Raw genomic sequence first — 15,059 nt, forward strand, 5'->3', positions numbered from 1 at the left:
AATGTAGCCCTTGGCGGTGTCAAGGGTATGTCAGGGGTGTTCCCATTCTTTCCGACATTTTTCCAAGTACCCTTCCAAGGTAAGATTATGCGGTTCAAAATGCTCGTGGGTGTTCTGAAGCTGTTGAATACGGTCTAGTCGAAAGGCCCTAAAATCATCCCTTTTACGACAGAGCGCTATCAATATCCAATTATTCTGGGTGGTATAGAGGGCAAAAGGTTCAACGGACCGTTTGCTTTCCTCCCCGTTCAACGACCGATAGTTCATTTGCACTACGCGAAAGGCGGCAATGGCCGATTGAAGCTGAATCAAATAATTGCTGGTCTTTTCATTGGAAGCGTTGTTCCGCACTTGGATCCGATCGGTAAGAAACTCCAATTTTGTTTTCTGGGGTTGTCGTAAGACCGATTTGATTTTGATGATGGCCCGCTGATAGTATTCCACTAATGATTGCTCTCTGTTTTTAGCGATCAACCGCTCGGCGGTGACCAGGGCATTTGCTTCTTCTTCGGTAAACATGACCGGAGGTAGGTGATAGCCTTCCATCATGGAGTAGCCTTTTCCCTCTTCGGTCACTATTGGAATTCCGGATTTTTCCAAGGTTCGAATGTCCCGATACACCGTTCGAATACTTACCCCATGTCTTTCGGCAATCGCCTTGGCGGTCACTAGCTGTCCGGACTGTAGCTGGGTGATGATCGCCGTCAATCGTGCCAGTCTTGGTTTTTCTTCTCCCATTCTTGTGTTGCTTTCAATCTATAACGATACCGCGTCCAAGGATACCGGTCGTCATTTTCGAGGGAACCCTTATAAAAGTAGGATAGAATTTGGTGTCGGCCAACTTCCTTATGCCTTCCTTCAAAGGAAAGGAGCCGATTTTGGCGATTTTTTGAACGATTTCCCCATCAACGGGAAAAATCGACAAGTCTACAGGAAGAACGTATAGGTACTGGCCACTAGTATCGTCGCATCTTTGCCCTGTAATTAAAAACAACATACCATGGAAACAACACATACGTCGATCTTCAACCTGATAACCGTATTCGCAAAACCAAGCCCGAAGGTGGCCACAAAAGGGATTACCACTACCGATTGTGAAACAAAATACCACCACGATTATTACTGTGATGCGGAGAAACCCTTTTTCGCCATTCAATAAACACGCTGTGAGTTCTAGCGAAAAAGAACAAGAAATAAGTAGTAACCCGGATTTCCGATGATGAGGGAATTCAATAAATCAAATTAGTATGAGCACATTCAATGTACCCACAAGGGAAGAAGTAAGTCCTAACAACCAAGCCATTTTTGACCACTTGGAAAAAGTGGTCGGTTTTGTTCCCAATCTCTTTGCAACCTATGCGTATTCCGAAAATGCCTTGAAAAATTATCTGGACTTTTCGAATGCGAAATCCTCTTTGAGAGCAAGGGAAAAAGAAGTGGTCAACCTTGCCGTTAGCGAAGTGAATAACTGTGAGTATTGCCTGGCCGCCCACACCGCAATCGGAAAAATGAACGGATTTACCGACGGGCAACTCTTGGAATTTCGAAGTGGCCACGCCTCTTTCGACAGCAAGCTGGACGCGCTGGCCCGACTGGCAAGAAATATCACCGAAAATCGGGGCAATACCGATGCCGGGGTGCTGGACAACTTTTTCGACGCCGGGTGGACAAAGGAGAACTTGGTAGATGTGATTTCGTTGGTAGGTAATAAGACCATCTCTAACTATTTGAACAATACGACCAGGATTCCTGTCGATTTTCCAGCAGCTCCTTCCTTGCAGGATGTAATAGTGTAGTTCCCGTTGAACAGAAACCTGTGGTAGAAGGCCTTGGCGGAAACGTCGGGGCTTTTCTTTTTCAGAGAGCTTCCTTGAAGTCTTTTTTAAAGGTTGCCGGAGGTGAACCTACCTGATTTTTAAAGAATTTTGAAAAATGGGCAGCCTCCTTGAATCCCAGCTCATATCCGATTTCCTCGGCGGTCTTATCGGAGTAGAATAGCAGTCTTTTGGCCTCGAGGATAATACGTTCGTTGATGATTTTCAAAGGCGAACGATCACCAGATTTTTTGAACAGGTTCGATAGGGTTTTGGGGGACTTGAACAAAAGTTCGGCATATTCGGCCACCGAGTGCTTCTCCCGAAAGTGTTGCTCTACCAGAATGTGATACTGTCGAACCGTATCGAACTGGGGCTTGGGCAGTTTCGTTTCGGGCATCTCATTTTTAATCAAACGGGTTGCTTTGATGAGCATTCTTTTTAATAGGGCGCGCAGCATTTCCCCTTGAATGTGGTCCCGTGTTTCAAATTCTTCCTGAAACATATAGAAGAGGGCTTCAAAGCTTTTGATATCTTTCTCGTTCAGTGTGATTACGGGCGGCAATGAAGAACCGAAAAATAGGAATCCGTTACAGGAAACCTCTTGGTCGTGATCGCGGATACAGTAGAACTCCCTGTTAAACACCAATGCGACCATTCCGGAATCCTTGCGTAGCTCCATCACATTCAACGGGGTGCAAAAGACCACTTGATTTTTTATAAGGGGCATGCGGTACCCGTCGACCACGATGGTGGTGTCTTTGCCTTTGGTCCATAGTATTTTATAGAGCCCTTTTGTTTCCAGCAACCGCATCGATGGCGCGCAGCTAAAATCGGTGAGGGTAAGGGAGCTCCCCTCCTTTATGCTGGTATAATCGAGTTTCATTTTGGAACATTTTGAATGCCGGCCGTGGGTAACATCACTACCGGACCACGGAATGGCAGCTAGGCTTTTATAGGCTCCTAAGATAATCGAAATCACTTTAGGGCCGCAATAGGCGGGGTAATAACAGAGTACAATTGACGGCTGGGTCGATCGGGTGTTGGCAATGCCATCTTCCCATCCAGGGCGTTAGCGCTAGTGGGCATTCTATCATAGTGGCATCAATCAGTATTAACGAACCACTTTCAAAGCATTCCATAAAATTCTTTAATTTGCCTACTGTATAAACTCGGTGAAAATAGGGTTTGCATCAAACAAAAAGGGGTTGCCGCTAAGGGAACTATCAAAAGGATGCTATTTTTGCCTACCACAATCCAAGGATTATGTTCGAAATCTTTACAAGTGCAGACGCCTGGGTAGCATTGCTTACCCTTACGTTTTTAGAAATTGTATTGGGAATAGATAATATAGTTTTTATTTCGATTGCTGCCGATAAGCTACCGGAGGAACAAAAAAGAAAAGCGACGAATTGGGGCTTGATCTTGGCCATGGTACAGCGAATCGTATTGCTGATGGGAGTTTCTTTTTTGGTAGGCCTCAAGGAACCCTTTTACACCATTGAAAGTTCGTGGTTCGAAATGGGTGTAAGTTGGCAGGCATTGATTTTGTTTTTCGGCGGATTGTTTCTTCTATACAAAAGCACCTCCGAAATACATGAAAAATTGGATATGCCACAGCACGACGAGAAAGTGCTAAAGGCCAAGAAAATCACCTCGCTCCGACGGGCGATCGTTCAAATTGTGATTATAGATTTTATCTTTTCCATCGATTCCATACTCACGGCGGTCGGTATGACCAGTGGTATTGGCAAAAGTCAGAACGATGCATTGATATTGATGGTCATCGCCGTGGTCGTTTCCATTTTGGTGATGATGTTGTTTGCCAATCCGATTCGGGAATTCATTAACAAACACCCATCCATGCAACTTTTGGCGATGTCTTTCCTGATTCTGATAGGCTTTATGTTGATTACCGAGGCCGCCCACCTTTCCCATACGGTCGTTTTTGGGCAATCGGTCGGGGCCATTCCCAAGGGCTACCTATATTTTGCCATCGCCTTTTCCCTGTTGGTCGAATTTTTGAATATGAAACTGCGAAAGCAAATCAATGCTACGGATGAAAAATCCTTAAATGGGAAAGTGGATAATACGTAATAAAATGAAACACGCATACAGCAATCAATGCAGACGGTCGGGATATGGGCCTTCCTATCTGTTGGTCATCCCTGTACTGTTTTTGATTTTTGGATGTGCCTCGTCGCGGCAAGGACAAGGCGCTTCGCCAACGGAGGAAGCGGATGAGCTGGTACGCGTGGCAAACGATGACCACAACAACATTCAATCGGTTCCCGTGGTGGGGCCCGCCCCCGTGAATCCTATAATGGATACTTCCGAGGTATTAGAGGTGGCTACCGTGGAGCCCGAAGCGCTCCCGGAACCAAAGACTGTGAAACCCTTGAGCGCCGTAGCGGCGAAGATTGTGGAAAATTATGAGAACAGCCAAAATAAGAAGCCTGGCGGACATTGTTTGGCGGCCAGTAAATCCCGTTTTCAAAAGGCTTATGAAGCGATTCATGGTCATTCGATGTACCGGGATCTACCCTCCGATATTGCATCGAACTACTATTCTCCCTCCCAGGTGTTCGACCATCTCTATGCCTCTACCTTTGGGCGGCATCAAGGGTGGCGAACCCTTCCTAGAAAGTACCGCGGCAGGGGCGGGGCGGGTGCCATTGCATACGCCGGCATGGGTGACTTGGTTGATTGGTTCGGTATCTGGAGTGGGGAGTTACGACCGGGAGCGGTAATGCAGGTTTGGAAGCGAAACGATGATTATAAAAAGGTAATCCGTGGTATCCGGGGAAAGGATTTTGACCCCTTTGGCCATTCCTTCATTTTTCTGCGGTATGAACGCGATGACAATGGCAAGATCATTGGCATACGAATTGCAGACCAAGGGTATCAGAGCTACCGACCCTTGGTTCCTGAGGATTATGAGGTGTGGTGGGCCGCAAATTTGACGATTTAAAGGGCCTTCTATCATAAAATATCCCTAAAAACAAAATGGATACCCAAAAACTGCGTTATGTTTAAAGAGAGGTATCGCTGAAGTATTTTTTGCTATGAACGTATTTATCGCATTGTTGTTGTTTGGAAGTTGGAACGGGATGCTTCCCGAGAGTCACCCACTGGAGAGTCTTCCTTTAGGGAATACTAATATGGTAAATCCCGCGGGTGCGCTCATGGCTGTCGACACTAGGCCCCTTGATACTAAAAAAGATCCCGATAGCCTGTCATACGGTGAGATGAAAACGGGCATAGCAAATTTGCGCAAGAGCCTTGCGGAGAATTTTCGTGAGGGAACGGTAACGATGGATAGCATCCAAGAGAAGTTTGTCGAGAATTTAGTCGATAACATCATTCCCTACTGGTTGGATACTCCCTGGAGTTTTGAAGGTCATACCGCTGTGCCCAAGCATGGGAAGATTGCCTGTGGCTACTTCATTTCTACTACCTTGCGTGATATGGGATTAAGACTGAACCGCTATAAGCTCGCCCAAAAAGGACCCTTGGATGAAGCGAAGGCGTTGAGCTGTGGTGAAAAAATTTATAGTGTGGTCGAAATGGACCCGGAAAAAGCCTTTAGTGAAATCGATCGCATTACAAAAGACGGCATCTACTTTATCGGGTTCGACAAAGGCCATGTCGGGTATGTCTTAAAAAGAAATAGTGCGTTGTACTTGGTACATTCCAACTATTTGTATCCAGCGTTGGTACGCATCGAATCCCTGAAGGATTCCAGGGTGTTTCAGAGTTATACGACCTTTCATTTGGTGGCCATCTCCAATAATTCGACTCTGATGCAACGCTGGCTCGACAATAGTACCATTCTATAAACCTAAAATAGGGTAAGTACCTTTTCAAAGATTAGTTTGGAACGCCGCAAAGAAGAAGCGGAAGATGCCGGTATCTCGCGGCGGGCAACCAACCTTTAAGCTGCCCTTGCTGCTGCCATATCCGTAACGGGGAGCGACCGACCGATAGCCGTAGGCTCTACAGTGGTGACTTCCGGGATTATAGGGTGACTCTTTATTATATAACAACGCTTGGCACACGCGCAGTTCCAATGATAGGGACAAGGAATACGTATGCATCGGTGTAGGCGGTTATTTACTCCGTTTTAAATTCAGGGCTTTCTATTTGCGCGATACAATCTGGATTCGGTTTGGTATTTGGGTTGTTAAAAAAATCGTTTGCAGCTTGCATGGCACATTGATTTCCCCAATTGGTCGTTGGTGTATGCTTCCATCCCCTAAAAATCAAATGATAGCTATTTGTTAAGTTATCCTTCATTGATTCTGCCCATTTAACGGGCGTTTCATTGTCATATTCTCCGCTTATTAACAACACCGGAATAGCACTACTAACCGCCTTGTTTTCGATTTCCGATACTTTCTTGACACTCCATATTTTACAGATTTCATTGGCAAATACGCTTGGCGATAAACCCTCGACCTGTGGATATTTTGTAGTTTCGGCATCTATGGTTTCTTTTGAACTGAATGGGTTTTCTTCCGCACACCAAACAGAAAGTCGCATGCCTACACCCGCACCATTGCCCGGTTCCCGAAATACGTATGAAAGCCGTTCTTTCACAGAAGTCATATCGTTATTGAACAGCTTATTTATTTCGAGTGGAATATGAACGACATCTCCCGTTGAAGCCGAGGTGAAAACGGTAATCAAATCGGCTCCCGTCAAATAGAATGTTTCTACTTGTCCACTTTGTGGATTTTCTATAGTGACTTCAAGCGGGTCTTTTGTTTTTTCCGTCAGATAATCAAAAAAACGTTTCTTGATATTTGGAAAAGCACCGATACATTCCTTATGGGCCTCACAATCGGAAAGTAATTTATCTACCGATTCCAATAGGTTTTTAACGCTTTCCTCATCATAGTTTACTTCCAAGGGAAGTGGAGAATCCATCACCACACTCCGAATTCGTTCGGGATAGTCCCGTAATAGAACCTGGGCAATTTTTGTGCTATACGATATGGTAAGCAAGTTGTATTCCTTGATGTTCAATACGTTGACCAAATCATTAATATCGGCTGCTATTTCATTCGTAGTGTATCCCTCAAGGTCAATCCCTTTATTGACAAGTCTTTCCCTACAGGATTGGGCAGCTGCCGCAAAAAGTGAATCTGATTTTTTTGAATCGAAATCGGGAAGGTTTGAAGTGGATAAAGCCTTGGACCATTCAGGGCAATCCAAGTGTGGTTTGGCATAAAAGTTTCCTCGTTGTTCCAAAAGGATGAAATCCCTATCATCAAGGTACTTATAATAATTCATGTATTGTGCAGAAGGCATAGTAGTGGACCCTGGACCTCCTACCGTATAAATGATCGGGTCGGTTTTTGGACGGGCATTTCTGCTTTTAAATATATAGACAGGGATTTGAATCGTTTGGCTATTTGGGTCGTTCCTATTTTCCAAAACTTCCAAATATCCAAAAGTGTATTCCTGTCCTTTTGGAATGTTGTGGGTCGTTTCTTTTGATTTCGTAAACGTTGGCTCAAAATTGGCTTTCTTTTGCCCGAAGCAAATCGTTGACATTAATAGAATGACAATCAATTTCGACAGTTTGTTCATGATGTATGGTGAGTTTTAGGTAGTTGCTCAACGGTATGGCTGAATGCAGTTCGGTAATTTTTGCCGAAATATAGTGAAATCGAATTACTGTGGGAAGGGAAACGGCCTACGGGAGGGGCTTTACAAGAAAGGCCATGCGCCTTGCGGGGTCCTGTTTTTTCCTTTGCTCCAGGACCGGATCAGGCTCCGGCCCGGCCGTAAACGAAAAAACCATCAATCGAAATTGATGGTCTTCCTTGTAGCGGGAACTGGATTGCTTCCTCGCCGGCGTTTCGGAAGCGGCCTATGGGAGGGGCTTTACAAGAAAGGCCATGCGCCTTGCGGGGTCCTGTTTTTTCCTTTGCTCCAGGACCGGATCAGGCTCCGGCCCGGCCGTAAACGAAAAAACCATCAATCGAAATTGATGGTCTTCCTTGTAGCGGGAACTGGACTCGAACCAGTGACCTTCGGGTTATGAGCCCGACGAGCTACCTACTGCTCTATCCCGCGATGTGGATGGCAAAGATACAACCATTTTTTAGTTTATTCAAAACTTCGGACAGGAATATTTTTGCAGTTCATCGCTGCAAAAAAGGTGAAAATGCATACCTTCGGCACCAGTATTCATTATGGACGCAATCAACGATTTTATTTCCTCGGCACTTCCCTACACCGAATGGCCCATGTTTCTTTTGTTGATCGCAGGCGGCCTCTTTCTAGTAATATATTCCAAATTTTTGCCGTATCGTTATTTTGGGCATGCCATTGCGATTACGGCCGGTAAATACGACGACAAAAATGCCAAGGGTGATGTGAGTTCCTTCCAGGCGCTATCTGCCGCGGTGGCGGCTACAGTGGGTTTGGGCAATATCTCGGGAGTGGCGATCGCAATCCATGACGGGGGTCCCGGAGTCGTATTCTGGATATGGGCTACGGCCCTCATCGGTATGTGTATCAAGTTTTATTCCTGCAGCCTTTCCATCATGTTCCGCGGTACCGATTCGGAGGGTCGATTACAAGGTGGCCCCATGTTCTACATCACCCAAGGTTTGGGCCAAAGGGCAAGACCGCTGGCCATATTCTTTGCGGTATGCGGTTTATTCGGATTCTTGGGGGTATTCACCGCCAACCAGTTTACCGAAACCTTTATGAGTGTGGTAGAACCTTCCAGCACCTTGTTCGAGATGAGCGAACTCAATTGGAAATGGACCATCGGTTTCCTACTGGCCATTATTACCTCTTTCGTCATTTTCGGTGGCCTTCATAAAATCGCCAAGGTGGCCTCGGCCCTGGTGCCCTTTATGGTCGCGATATATTTGATCGCCGTTATTGTGGTGATGGCATTGAATGCCTCCCAGGTGTTGCCATCCTTGAAGATGATCATCACAGAGGCGTGGAACTTTAAAACGGTGGTTACCGGCGGATTTTGGGGCTTGGTCATCATTGGTATCCGAAGGGCCATGTTTTCGAACGAAGCCGGACTCGGGAGTGCCCCGATGTATCATGGGCAATCAAGAAACGATGAACCGATTCGGGAAGGACTGGTGGCGATGCTCGGGCCTTTCATAGATACGATTATGGTGTGTACTTTTACCGCGGTGGTCATTATTCTAAGCGGCGCCTATTTGGAAGATAGCAGCGGCATCGTAATGACCTTGACCGCCTTTGAACGCACCCTTTTCGGCTATGGGGACGATTTGCTGATGTTGATCGTGACGGCCTTTGCCCTTTCGACCTTGTTCACCTATTCCTATTACGGGGTGAAGTGCCTATCATTTTTGACCAATGCCAAAATCGGGAAGTTCTATAATGTCTATTTTGTGGTGATGATCGTTTTCGCAGCGGTAGCTTCCTTGGAACTGGTCAAGAACCTGATCGACCTGTCCTATGCCTTAATGGTTATTCCGAACATGATAGCCGTGCTGCTCTTGGCACCAAAGGTCAACAAGGCGGCAACAGCGTATTTTAAAAAACTAAAAGATGGCCGAACATAAAGCAGGTTTCGTAAATATCATCGGTAATCCCAACGTCGGGAAATCTACCTTGATGAACGCCTTTGTAGGGGAGAAGCTCTCTATTATTACCTCCAAGGCCCAGACTACCCGGCATCGCATTCTAGGGATTGTGAACGGGGATGATTTTCAGGTCATCCTTTCCGATACCCCGGGCATCATTAAACCCGCCTACGAACTACAGGCCTCCATGATGGATTTTGTAAAATCGGCCTTTGAGGATGCCGATATACTATTGTACATGGTCGAAATCGGGGAAAAGGCCTTGAAGGACGAGAAATTCTTTGAAAAAATCGGGAACAGTAAGATTCCAGTGCTGCTCCTGTTGAACAAGATTGATGGGGCGAGCCAGGAACTGTTGGAAGAACAGGTGCAGTATTGGCAGGAAATGCTGCCCACCGTAGAGATTCATCCTATTTCTGCCCTTCAAAACTTTAATGTGAAGGAAGTGTTCGAGCGCATTTTGGAGCTCTTGCCCGAATCACCACCGTATTATCCAAAAGATCAATTGACCGATAAGCCTGAACGTTTCTTTGTAAACGAGATCATACGGGAGAAAATATTGCTGCATTATAAAAAGGAAATTCCCTATGCGGTGGAGGTCGAAACCGAGGAGTTTTTGGAAGATGACGACATCATTCGCATGCGGGCGGTAATCATGGTGGAGCGCGATTCCCAAAAAGGTATCATTATCGGCCATAAAGGGAGTGCCCTAAAAAGAGTAGGGGTCGAGGCCCGAAAAGACTTGGAACGGTTTTTTGGAAAACAGGTGCATATTGAACTGTATGTAAAGGTCAATAAGAATTGGCGTAGTGATGCGCGACAATTGAGACGCTTTGGATACAACACTTAAATGCTGAGTTCCGGGTATCGAGCGTGGAGCATCTCTCGTAGCGTCAGGGCTCGAATGGGAAACTAAAGCTCCGAACTTCTTAACAATCGACATATATACCTTATTTTTGTGCCTCCAAATTAAAAAGTATGGGCGCTATTGTTGCCATCGTAGGAAGACCCAACGTGGGCAAATCGACTTTCTTTAATCGATTGATTCAACGCCGGGAAGCCATTGTCGACGCCGTAAGCGGGGTTACCAGGGACCGTCATTATGGGAAGAGCGACTGGAATGGCAAGGAATTTTCCGTAATCGATACGGGAGGTTATGTCCTTGGTAGTGACGATATCTTTGAACAGCAAATCGATAAACAGGTAGAACTGGCCATCGATGAGGCGGATGCCATTCTTTTTATGGTGGATGTAGAGGCAGGTATCACAGGAATGGATGAAGATGTGGCCAAGTTGCTACGGCGGGTCAAAAAACCTGTTTTTTTAGTGGTGAACAAGGTCGATAATGCGAAAAGAGCCGCGGATGCCGTGGAGTTCTATGCTTTGGGATTAGGGGATTACTTTACCATCTCGAGTATTAACGGAAGCGGTACCGGGGAACTGCTCGATGCATTGGTCCAGGAGCTGCCGGAGACCAAAGACGAGGAGGAAGAACTTCCTCGTTTTGCCGTCGTTGGAAGACCCAATGCCGGGAAATCCTCTTTCATCAATGCCCTGATCGGGAAAGACCGTTATATCGTGACCGATATTGCAGGTACTACCCGTGATAGCATCGATACGAAATACAATCGTTTTGGGTTTGAATTCAATCTGGTCGATACGGCGGGCATACGAAGAAAGTCCAAGGTAAAGGAAGATCTGGAGTTCTATTCCGTGATGCGTTCGGTACGGGCCATCGAACATAGCGATGTGTGCATCTTGATATTCGATGCCACTCGCGGCTTCGACGGACAAGTATCCAATATCTTTTGGTTGGCACAGCGAAACAACAAGGGCATCGTAATCTTGGTGAACAAGTGGGACCTGGTCGAAGACAAGCAGAGCAATACCATGAAAGAATACACCAAGCGTATTAAGCAGGCCATTGAACCTTTTGTGGATGTGCCGATCATCTTTATTTCGGTTTTGAACAAACAGCGCATTTTCAAGGCAATCGAGACTGCCGTCGAGGTCTATAAAAACCGTTCAAAGAAAATAAAGACCAGCGAGTTGAACGATGTGTTGTTACCCATTATACAGCATACGCCCCCACCGGCCTATAAGGACAAATACGTAAAGATCAAATATATTACCCAATTACCCACCCCGTATCCGCAATTTGCGTTTTTCTGCAATCTGCCGCAATACGTCCGAGATCCCTATAAGCGTTTCCTGGAAAACAAGATACGGGAGCATTTTGATTTCACCGGCGTACCGATTACGATCTTTATGCGGAAGAAGTAGGTTTGCTGGAAGTTGGATGCTAGAAGATAGAACAATCTCCCTTGCGATATGGTACCCATCGGAGCACTGATGTTAGGTTGATGTGAATCTTGATGTGTGAATTTGATCGTTGAGTTTGGGCGTATACTTGAGTCTGCATTTATTTTTGAAGGTGCACTTTCCATTACCATCCACCTGAAGCGCCACCGCCACCGAAGCCGCCACCACCAAAGCCACCTCCGAAGCCGCCACCACCAAATCCTCCTCCGCTACCAAATCCACCTCGGGAACCACCGCTACGGCCCATATTGCTAAGAATAATAATGTCCCATAGGTCCAAGCCTCTGGAACGGTTACCGCCTCTGCCTCCCCGGTTACCACGGTTGCGTTTTGATAGAATGATCAAAATGATAAAGAAAATGATAATCGGCAAAAGCGCCCCAAATGGGAATCCACCCCCGCTGTTATCAAAGGTACGTTCTTCCTTAAATTCCCCGTTCAGCACCTTAAAAATGGCGTCGGCCCCATCGTTGAGCCCCCCATAGTAGTCGTCCTCTTTAAATCGGGGAATCAAAATATTCTGAATAATGCGGCGCGACATGGCATCCGTTAAGGTAGCTTCGACCCCATAACCGGTACTAATGGCAATGCGTCGGTCGCCCCTAGCAAGTAGTATCAGTACGCCATTGTCTTTTCCTTCTTGTCCGATGCCCCATTTCTGACCCCATTGTGCACCGAGGAAATCGATATCCTCCCCTTCGGTAGAATTGATGATGGCCACTACGATCTGGGTAGAGGTACTATCGGAATAACGGATGAGCTTTTGCTCCAGTGCCTTTTGCTGGGGTTCCGGTAGCAAGTCCACATAGTCATAGACACTGGTCTGTACCTTGGGTTTTTCCGGTATTTGAAACTGCGCGAAACCAAATTGAAGGCCACATAATAAGAACAGCAGTATGCTAGCCTTTCGATATCTCATTGCTCAGTTCATTTTCGTTTCCATGATGCCAGGGAAAATGGGCTTCCAACTCTTTTCCGGCCTTTAGAATACCGTTGATGAGGCCCTGTTTGTAGTTTCCTTTTCGAAATTGGGACTCGATGGTATCCTTGGTAGTGTCCCAAAAATTATCGGGCACTACTTTATCGATACCACGATCGCCATAGATGGCGAATTTTCGGTCGTTGACCGCTACATAAATAATGACTCCGTTCTCGTCCTTGGTATTATCCATTTTCAACATGTGGAATACCTCCTTGGCACGTTCAAAATGGTCGAGACGGGTGTGGGCCTCGATATGTACCCTAATTTCCCCGGAGGTATTTTTCTCGGCTTCAAGGATTGCCTGAACAATTTCCTGCTCTTCCTTGCGCGTTAAAAAATCCTCTACCCTTGACATAAATTAGTTAAAGTCGAATTCTACATCAGGCGCATTTTCCGAACCGGCATCCGCCTGATAGCGGGCCATCTCCTGAAACCCAAACATGCCGGCCAGGAGTTTGCCCGGAAATTTGGTCGTGTGTATGTCGTAGATATTCACTTTTTCGTTATACCGATTTCGTTCTACGTTGATGCGGTTTTCGGTGCCCTCTAACTGCGATTGAAGCTCCAAAAAGTTTTGGTTGGCCTTCAAATCGGGATAGCGTTCCACCACCACCATTAATTTGCTCAGTGCCCCGGTCAAGCCGCTTTGGGCTTCCTGGAATCTGGCCATGTTTTCAGGGGTGAGGTTATTGGCATCGATATTGGTGGCAGTCGCCTTCGCCCTTGCTTCGATGACATCGGTAAGGGTGCCACGCTCGAAGTCGGCAGCGCCCTGCACGGTCTTGACCAGGTTTCCGATGAGATCGTTTCTTCGTTGATAGGCGCTTTCAACGTTCGACCAAGCAGTCTTGGCATCCGCTTCATATTCAACAGCGGTGTTGTTGAAGCCCACGGCCCATTGATAAATGCCGAACGCCAATATTCCCAGGACGATTAATGCAATTAATCCTTTTTTCATTTTCCAGTGTTTTATAGGGTTATTATAGTTGTTCCTTGATTTTGATCAGCTCGTTCTTGACACGCTCCAATTTTTGGATAATCTCAAAGTTGTCGAGCGTTTTTTGCCTGTTCTCCTTCAGGTGTATTTTGGCGCCATCCAAGGTAAATCCCCGTTCTTTTACCAAATGGTAGATCAACTGCAGGTTCTTGATATCCTGGGGGGTGAATTTTCGGTTGCCCTTGGCATTTTTCTTGGGCTTCAGTACGTCGAACTCTTTTTCCCAAAAACGGACCAAGGAGGTATTTACACCAAAGGCCTTGGCTACTTCGCCGATACCGTAATATAATTTTTCAGGAAGTTCTACTTGCATTAGTCAAGTGATTGATTCTCTTGGTTCGCGTATTTCAACATATTTTCAAATTCCTGTGGTGATAAACTGCCGTAATAGAAATTGATCGGGTTGATCCGATCTTTGTCTTTCCATACCTCATAATGAAGGTGGGGGGCTTCCGAACGGCCGGTACTGCCCACAAAACCGATGAGGTCGCCTCGTTTTACCCGTTGGCCTCTTTTTACGTTGTAGGCGCTCATGTGCGCGTAGAGGCTCATGTAGCCGTATCCATGGTCAATACGGATATGTTTTCCATAACCCGAGGCATTATTGTCGGCACGGGTCACTTTTCCATCCCCCGAGGCATAAATAGGAGTGCCTTTGGGAGCGGTAAAGTCCATACCCCAATGCATCTTTCTAGCTTTCGTAAAGGGGTCCGAACGCCAACCATAACCAGAGGCCATGCGGGTCAATTCCTTATTGCTGATAGGCTGTATCGCCGGTATGGCTAACAATAGTTTTTCTTTCTCTTCGGCCAATTTGGTGATTTCATCCAAGGACTTTGACTGAATGGCCATTTGTTTCTTGATGATATCCAATCGCTTGGTAGTGGCGATGACCATCTCGGAATTATTAAAACCCTCCAATGATTTATAACGGTTCACCCCGCCAAAACCGGCACGGCGTTGTTCCTCTGGAATAGGATTTGCCTCAAAATACAGCCGGTAAATATTGTTATCGCGTTCCTCAATGTTGGAAAGTACATCTTCGATCTGCTCCATTTTCTTATTCAACAGTTCGAACTGCAATTCGTAATTCTTTACTTCCCTGCGCAGGGAAAGTTCAGCAGGGGTATTGATCAAGTTGGTGTTTAACAAGAGCACCAATGATAGGAGTCCGAAAAGGAAAGAACCCAATACGAACAGGCCTATATTCCGATACCGGCGCGATTTCTTGGGTTCTATCTTTCGATAGGACAGCGTATCGGGATCGTAATAGTACTTAACCTTAGACATGAATGTATTTTATCCTATTTTTGTCTCGTTTTATCAGAACAAACAAATATAAAAATTGTTTTGTA

The 15,059-nt window shown here is 46.0% G+C and carries 16 protein-coding genes and 1 tRNA gene; 8 read left to right on the top strand and 9 right to left on the bottom strand.

All coding sequences use genetic code 11. The features are described 5' to 3' along the window. Positions 1-30 precede the first annotated feature (30 nt). Positions 31-738, bottom strand: a complete 708-nt coding sequence (locus FK220_RS18735; RefSeq protein ID WP_166204999.1) for a helix-turn-helix transcriptional regulator — start codon at positions 736-738, stop codon at positions 31-33. Positions 739-1,000: 262 nt separating this feature from the next. Between FK220_RS18735 and FK220_RS18740 the strand changes: the two genes are divergently transcribed. Further along, on the top strand, positions 1,001-1,159 hold the full coding sequence (locus FK220_RS18740) for a hypothetical protein (protein ID WP_166205001.1): 159 nt from the start codon (positions 1,001-1,003) through the stop codon (positions 1,157-1,159). Between the two features lie 88 nt (positions 1,160-1,247). Continuing rightward, the gene (locus FK220_RS18745) at positions 1,248-1,796 is read left to right on the top strand and encodes a carboxymuconolactone decarboxylase family protein (protein ID WP_152575901.1); all 549 of its coding nucleotides are present in this window, start codon (positions 1,248-1,250) and stop codon (positions 1,794-1,796) included. Positions 1,797-1,857: 61 nt separating this feature from the next. Here the strand turns inward: FK220_RS18745 and FK220_RS18750 are convergent, their stop codons facing one another. Next, positions 1,858-2,700 carry a helix-turn-helix domain-containing protein gene (locus FK220_RS18750; RefSeq protein ID WP_152575902.1) on the bottom strand — a complete coding sequence of 281 codons (843 nt, stop codon included), beginning with the start codon at positions 2,698-2,700 and terminating at the stop codon, positions 1,858-1,860. Positions 2,701-3,080: 380 nt separating this feature from the next. Between FK220_RS18750 and FK220_RS18755 the strand changes: the two genes are divergently transcribed. The 3 genes from FK220_RS18755 to FK220_RS18765 all read left to right on the top strand — a co-directional run bounded on the left by FK220_RS18755 (position 3,081) and on the right by FK220_RS18765 (position 5,653). Then, entirely contained in the window at positions 3,081-3,911 is an 831-nt protein-coding gene (locus tag FK220_RS18755) for a TerC family protein (protein WP_152575903.1), read from the top strand. A 4-nt stretch (positions 3,912-3,915) separates the two neighbouring features. Further along, positions 3,916-4,785 (top strand): hypothetical protein, encoded by an 870-nt coding sequence (locus FK220_RS18760; protein ID WP_152575904.1) that lies wholly within the window; start codon positions 3,916-3,918, stop codon positions 4,783-4,785. Between the two features lie 94 nt (positions 4,786-4,879). After that, positions 4,880-5,653, top strand: coding sequence for a hypothetical protein (locus tag FK220_RS18765; RefSeq protein WP_152575905.1), 774 nt, complete (start codon positions 4,880-4,882; stop codon positions 5,651-5,653). 274 nt (positions 5,654-5,927) lie between these two features. Here the strand turns inward: FK220_RS18765 and FK220_RS18770 are convergent, their stop codons facing one another. Next, positions 5,928-7,409, bottom strand: coding sequence for an alpha/beta fold hydrolase (locus FK220_RS18770; protein WP_152575906.1), 1,482 nt, complete (start codon positions 7,407-7,409; stop codon positions 5,928-5,930). A 416-nt stretch (positions 7,410-7,825) separates the two neighbouring features. Then, positions 7,826-7,898: transfer RNA gene (locus FK220_RS18775), tRNA-Met, on the bottom strand. A gap of 119 nt (positions 7,899-8,017) precedes the next feature. Between FK220_RS18775 and FK220_RS18780 the strand changes: the two genes are divergently transcribed. The 3 genes from FK220_RS18780 to der all read left to right on the top strand — a co-directional run bounded on the left by FK220_RS18780 (position 8,018) and on the right by der (position 11,686). Beyond that, entirely contained in the window at positions 8,018-9,382 is a 1,365-nt protein-coding gene (locus FK220_RS18780; protein WP_152575907.1) for an alanine/glycine:cation symporter family protein, read from the top strand. Then, entirely contained in the window at positions 9,369-10,253 is an 885-nt protein-coding gene (gene era, locus FK220_RS18785; protein ID WP_152575908.1) for a GTPase Era, read from the top strand. The genes FK220_RS18780 and era overlap by 14 nt, the downstream gene beginning before the upstream one ends. A gap of 128 nt (positions 10,254-10,381) precedes the next feature. Continuing rightward, positions 10,382-11,686, top strand: a complete 1,305-nt coding sequence (gene der / locus FK220_RS18790) for a ribosome biogenesis GTPase Der (RefSeq protein WP_152575909.1) — start codon at positions 10,382-10,384, stop codon at positions 11,684-11,686. A 163-nt stretch (positions 11,687-11,849) separates the two neighbouring features. Here der and FK220_RS18795 read toward each other — a convergent pair whose 3' ends face one another. The 5 genes from FK220_RS18795 to FK220_RS18815 are packed head-to-tail and all read right to left on the bottom strand — an operon-like array spanning position 11,850 to position 14,994. Next, complete coding sequence (locus FK220_RS18795; RefSeq protein ID WP_152575910.1) at positions 11,850-12,644, bottom strand: TPM domain-containing protein; 795 nt, start codon at positions 12,642-12,644, stop codon at positions 11,850-11,852. Further along, positions 12,625-13,062 carry a TPM domain-containing protein gene (locus tag FK220_RS18800; RefSeq protein ID WP_152575911.1) on the bottom strand — a complete coding sequence of 146 codons (438 nt, stop codon included), beginning with the start codon at positions 13,060-13,062 and terminating at the stop codon, positions 12,625-12,627. The genes FK220_RS18795 and FK220_RS18800 overlap by 20 nt, the downstream gene beginning before the upstream one ends. Before the next feature lie 3 nt (positions 13,063-13,065). Then, the gene (locus tag FK220_RS18805; protein ID WP_152575912.1) at positions 13,066-13,665 is read right to left on the bottom strand and encodes a LemA family protein; all 600 of its coding nucleotides are present in this window, start codon (positions 13,663-13,665) and stop codon (positions 13,066-13,068) included. Positions 13,666-13,687: 22 nt separating this feature from the next. Further along, complete coding sequence (locus tag FK220_RS18810; protein ID WP_152575913.1) at positions 13,688-14,017, bottom strand: MerR family transcriptional regulator; 330 nt, start codon at positions 14,015-14,017, stop codon at positions 13,688-13,690. Further along, positions 14,017-14,994 (bottom strand): M23 family metallopeptidase, encoded by a 978-nt coding sequence (locus FK220_RS18815; RefSeq protein WP_152575914.1) that lies wholly within the window; start codon positions 14,992-14,994, stop codon positions 14,017-14,019. The genes FK220_RS18810 and FK220_RS18815 overlap by 1 nt, the downstream gene beginning before the upstream one ends. Positions 14,995-15,059: the final 65 nt, after the last annotated feature.

Source organism: Pelagihabitans pacificus, assembly GCF_009371985.2.
In the GTDB taxonomy this organism is placed as follows: domain Bacteria; phylum Bacteroidota; class Bacteroidia; order Flavobacteriales; family Flavobacteriaceae; genus Pelagihabitans; species Pelagihabitans pacificus.

What these genes read in the sequence shown, in the direction of transcription:
- FK220_RS18810 (WP_152575913.1), bottom strand. Translation starts at nt 14,017, where the DNA reads ATGCAAGTAGAACTTCCTGAAAAATTATATTACGGTATCGGCGAAGTA.
- era (WP_152575908.1), top strand. Translation starts at nt 9,369, where the DNA reads ATGGCCGAACATAAAGCAGGTTTCGTAAATATCATCGGTAATCCCAAC.
- FK220_RS18755 (WP_152575903.1), top strand. Translation starts at nt 3,081, where the DNA reads ATGTTCGAAATCTTTACAAGTGCAGACGCCTGGGTAGCATTGCTTACC.
- FK220_RS18735 (WP_166204999.1), bottom strand. Translation starts at nt 738, where the DNA reads ATGGGAGAAGAAAAACCAAGACTGGCACGATTGACGGCGATCATCACC.
- FK220_RS18750 (WP_152575902.1), bottom strand. Translation starts at nt 2,700, where the DNA reads ATGAAACTCGATTATACCAGCATAAAGGAGGGGAGCTCCCTTACCCTC.
- FK220_RS18815 (WP_152575914.1), bottom strand. Translation starts at nt 14,994, where the DNA reads ATGTCTAAGGTTAAGTACTATTACGATCCCGATACGCTGTCCTATCGA.
- FK220_RS18740 (WP_166205001.1), top strand. Translation starts at nt 1,001, where the DNA reads ATGGAAACAACACATACGTCGATCTTCAACCTGATAACCGTATTCGCA.
- FK220_RS18745 (WP_152575901.1), top strand. Translation starts at nt 1,248, where the DNA reads ATGAGCACATTCAATGTACCCACAAGGGAAGAAGTAAGTCCTAACAAC.
- FK220_RS18765 (WP_152575905.1), top strand. Translation starts at nt 4,880, where the DNA reads ATGAACGTATTTATCGCATTGTTGTTGTTTGGAAGTTGGAACGGGATG.
- FK220_RS18760 (WP_152575904.1), top strand. Translation starts at nt 3,916, where the DNA reads ATGAAACACGCATACAGCAATCAATGCAGACGGTCGGGATATGGGCCT.
- FK220_RS18805 (WP_152575912.1), bottom strand. Translation starts at nt 13,665, where the DNA reads ATGAAAAAAGGATTAATTGCATTAATCGTCCTGGGAATATTGGCGTTC.
- FK220_RS18780 (WP_152575907.1), top strand. Translation starts at nt 8,018, where the DNA reads ATGGACGCAATCAACGATTTTATTTCCTCGGCACTTCCCTACACCGAA.
- FK220_RS18770 (WP_152575906.1), bottom strand. Translation starts at nt 7,409, where the DNA reads ATGAACAAACTGTCGAAATTGATTGTCATTCTATTAATGTCAACGATT.
- der (WP_152575909.1), top strand. Translation starts at nt 10,382, where the DNA reads ATGGGCGCTATTGTTGCCATCGTAGGAAGACCCAACGTGGGCAAATCG.
- FK220_RS18795 (WP_152575910.1), bottom strand. Translation starts at nt 12,644, where the DNA reads ATGAGATATCGAAAGGCTAGCATACTGCTGTTCTTATTATGTGGCCTT.
- FK220_RS18800 (WP_152575911.1), bottom strand. Translation starts at nt 13,062, where the DNA reads ATGTCAAGGGTAGAGGATTTTTTAACGCGCAAGGAAGAGCAGGAAATT.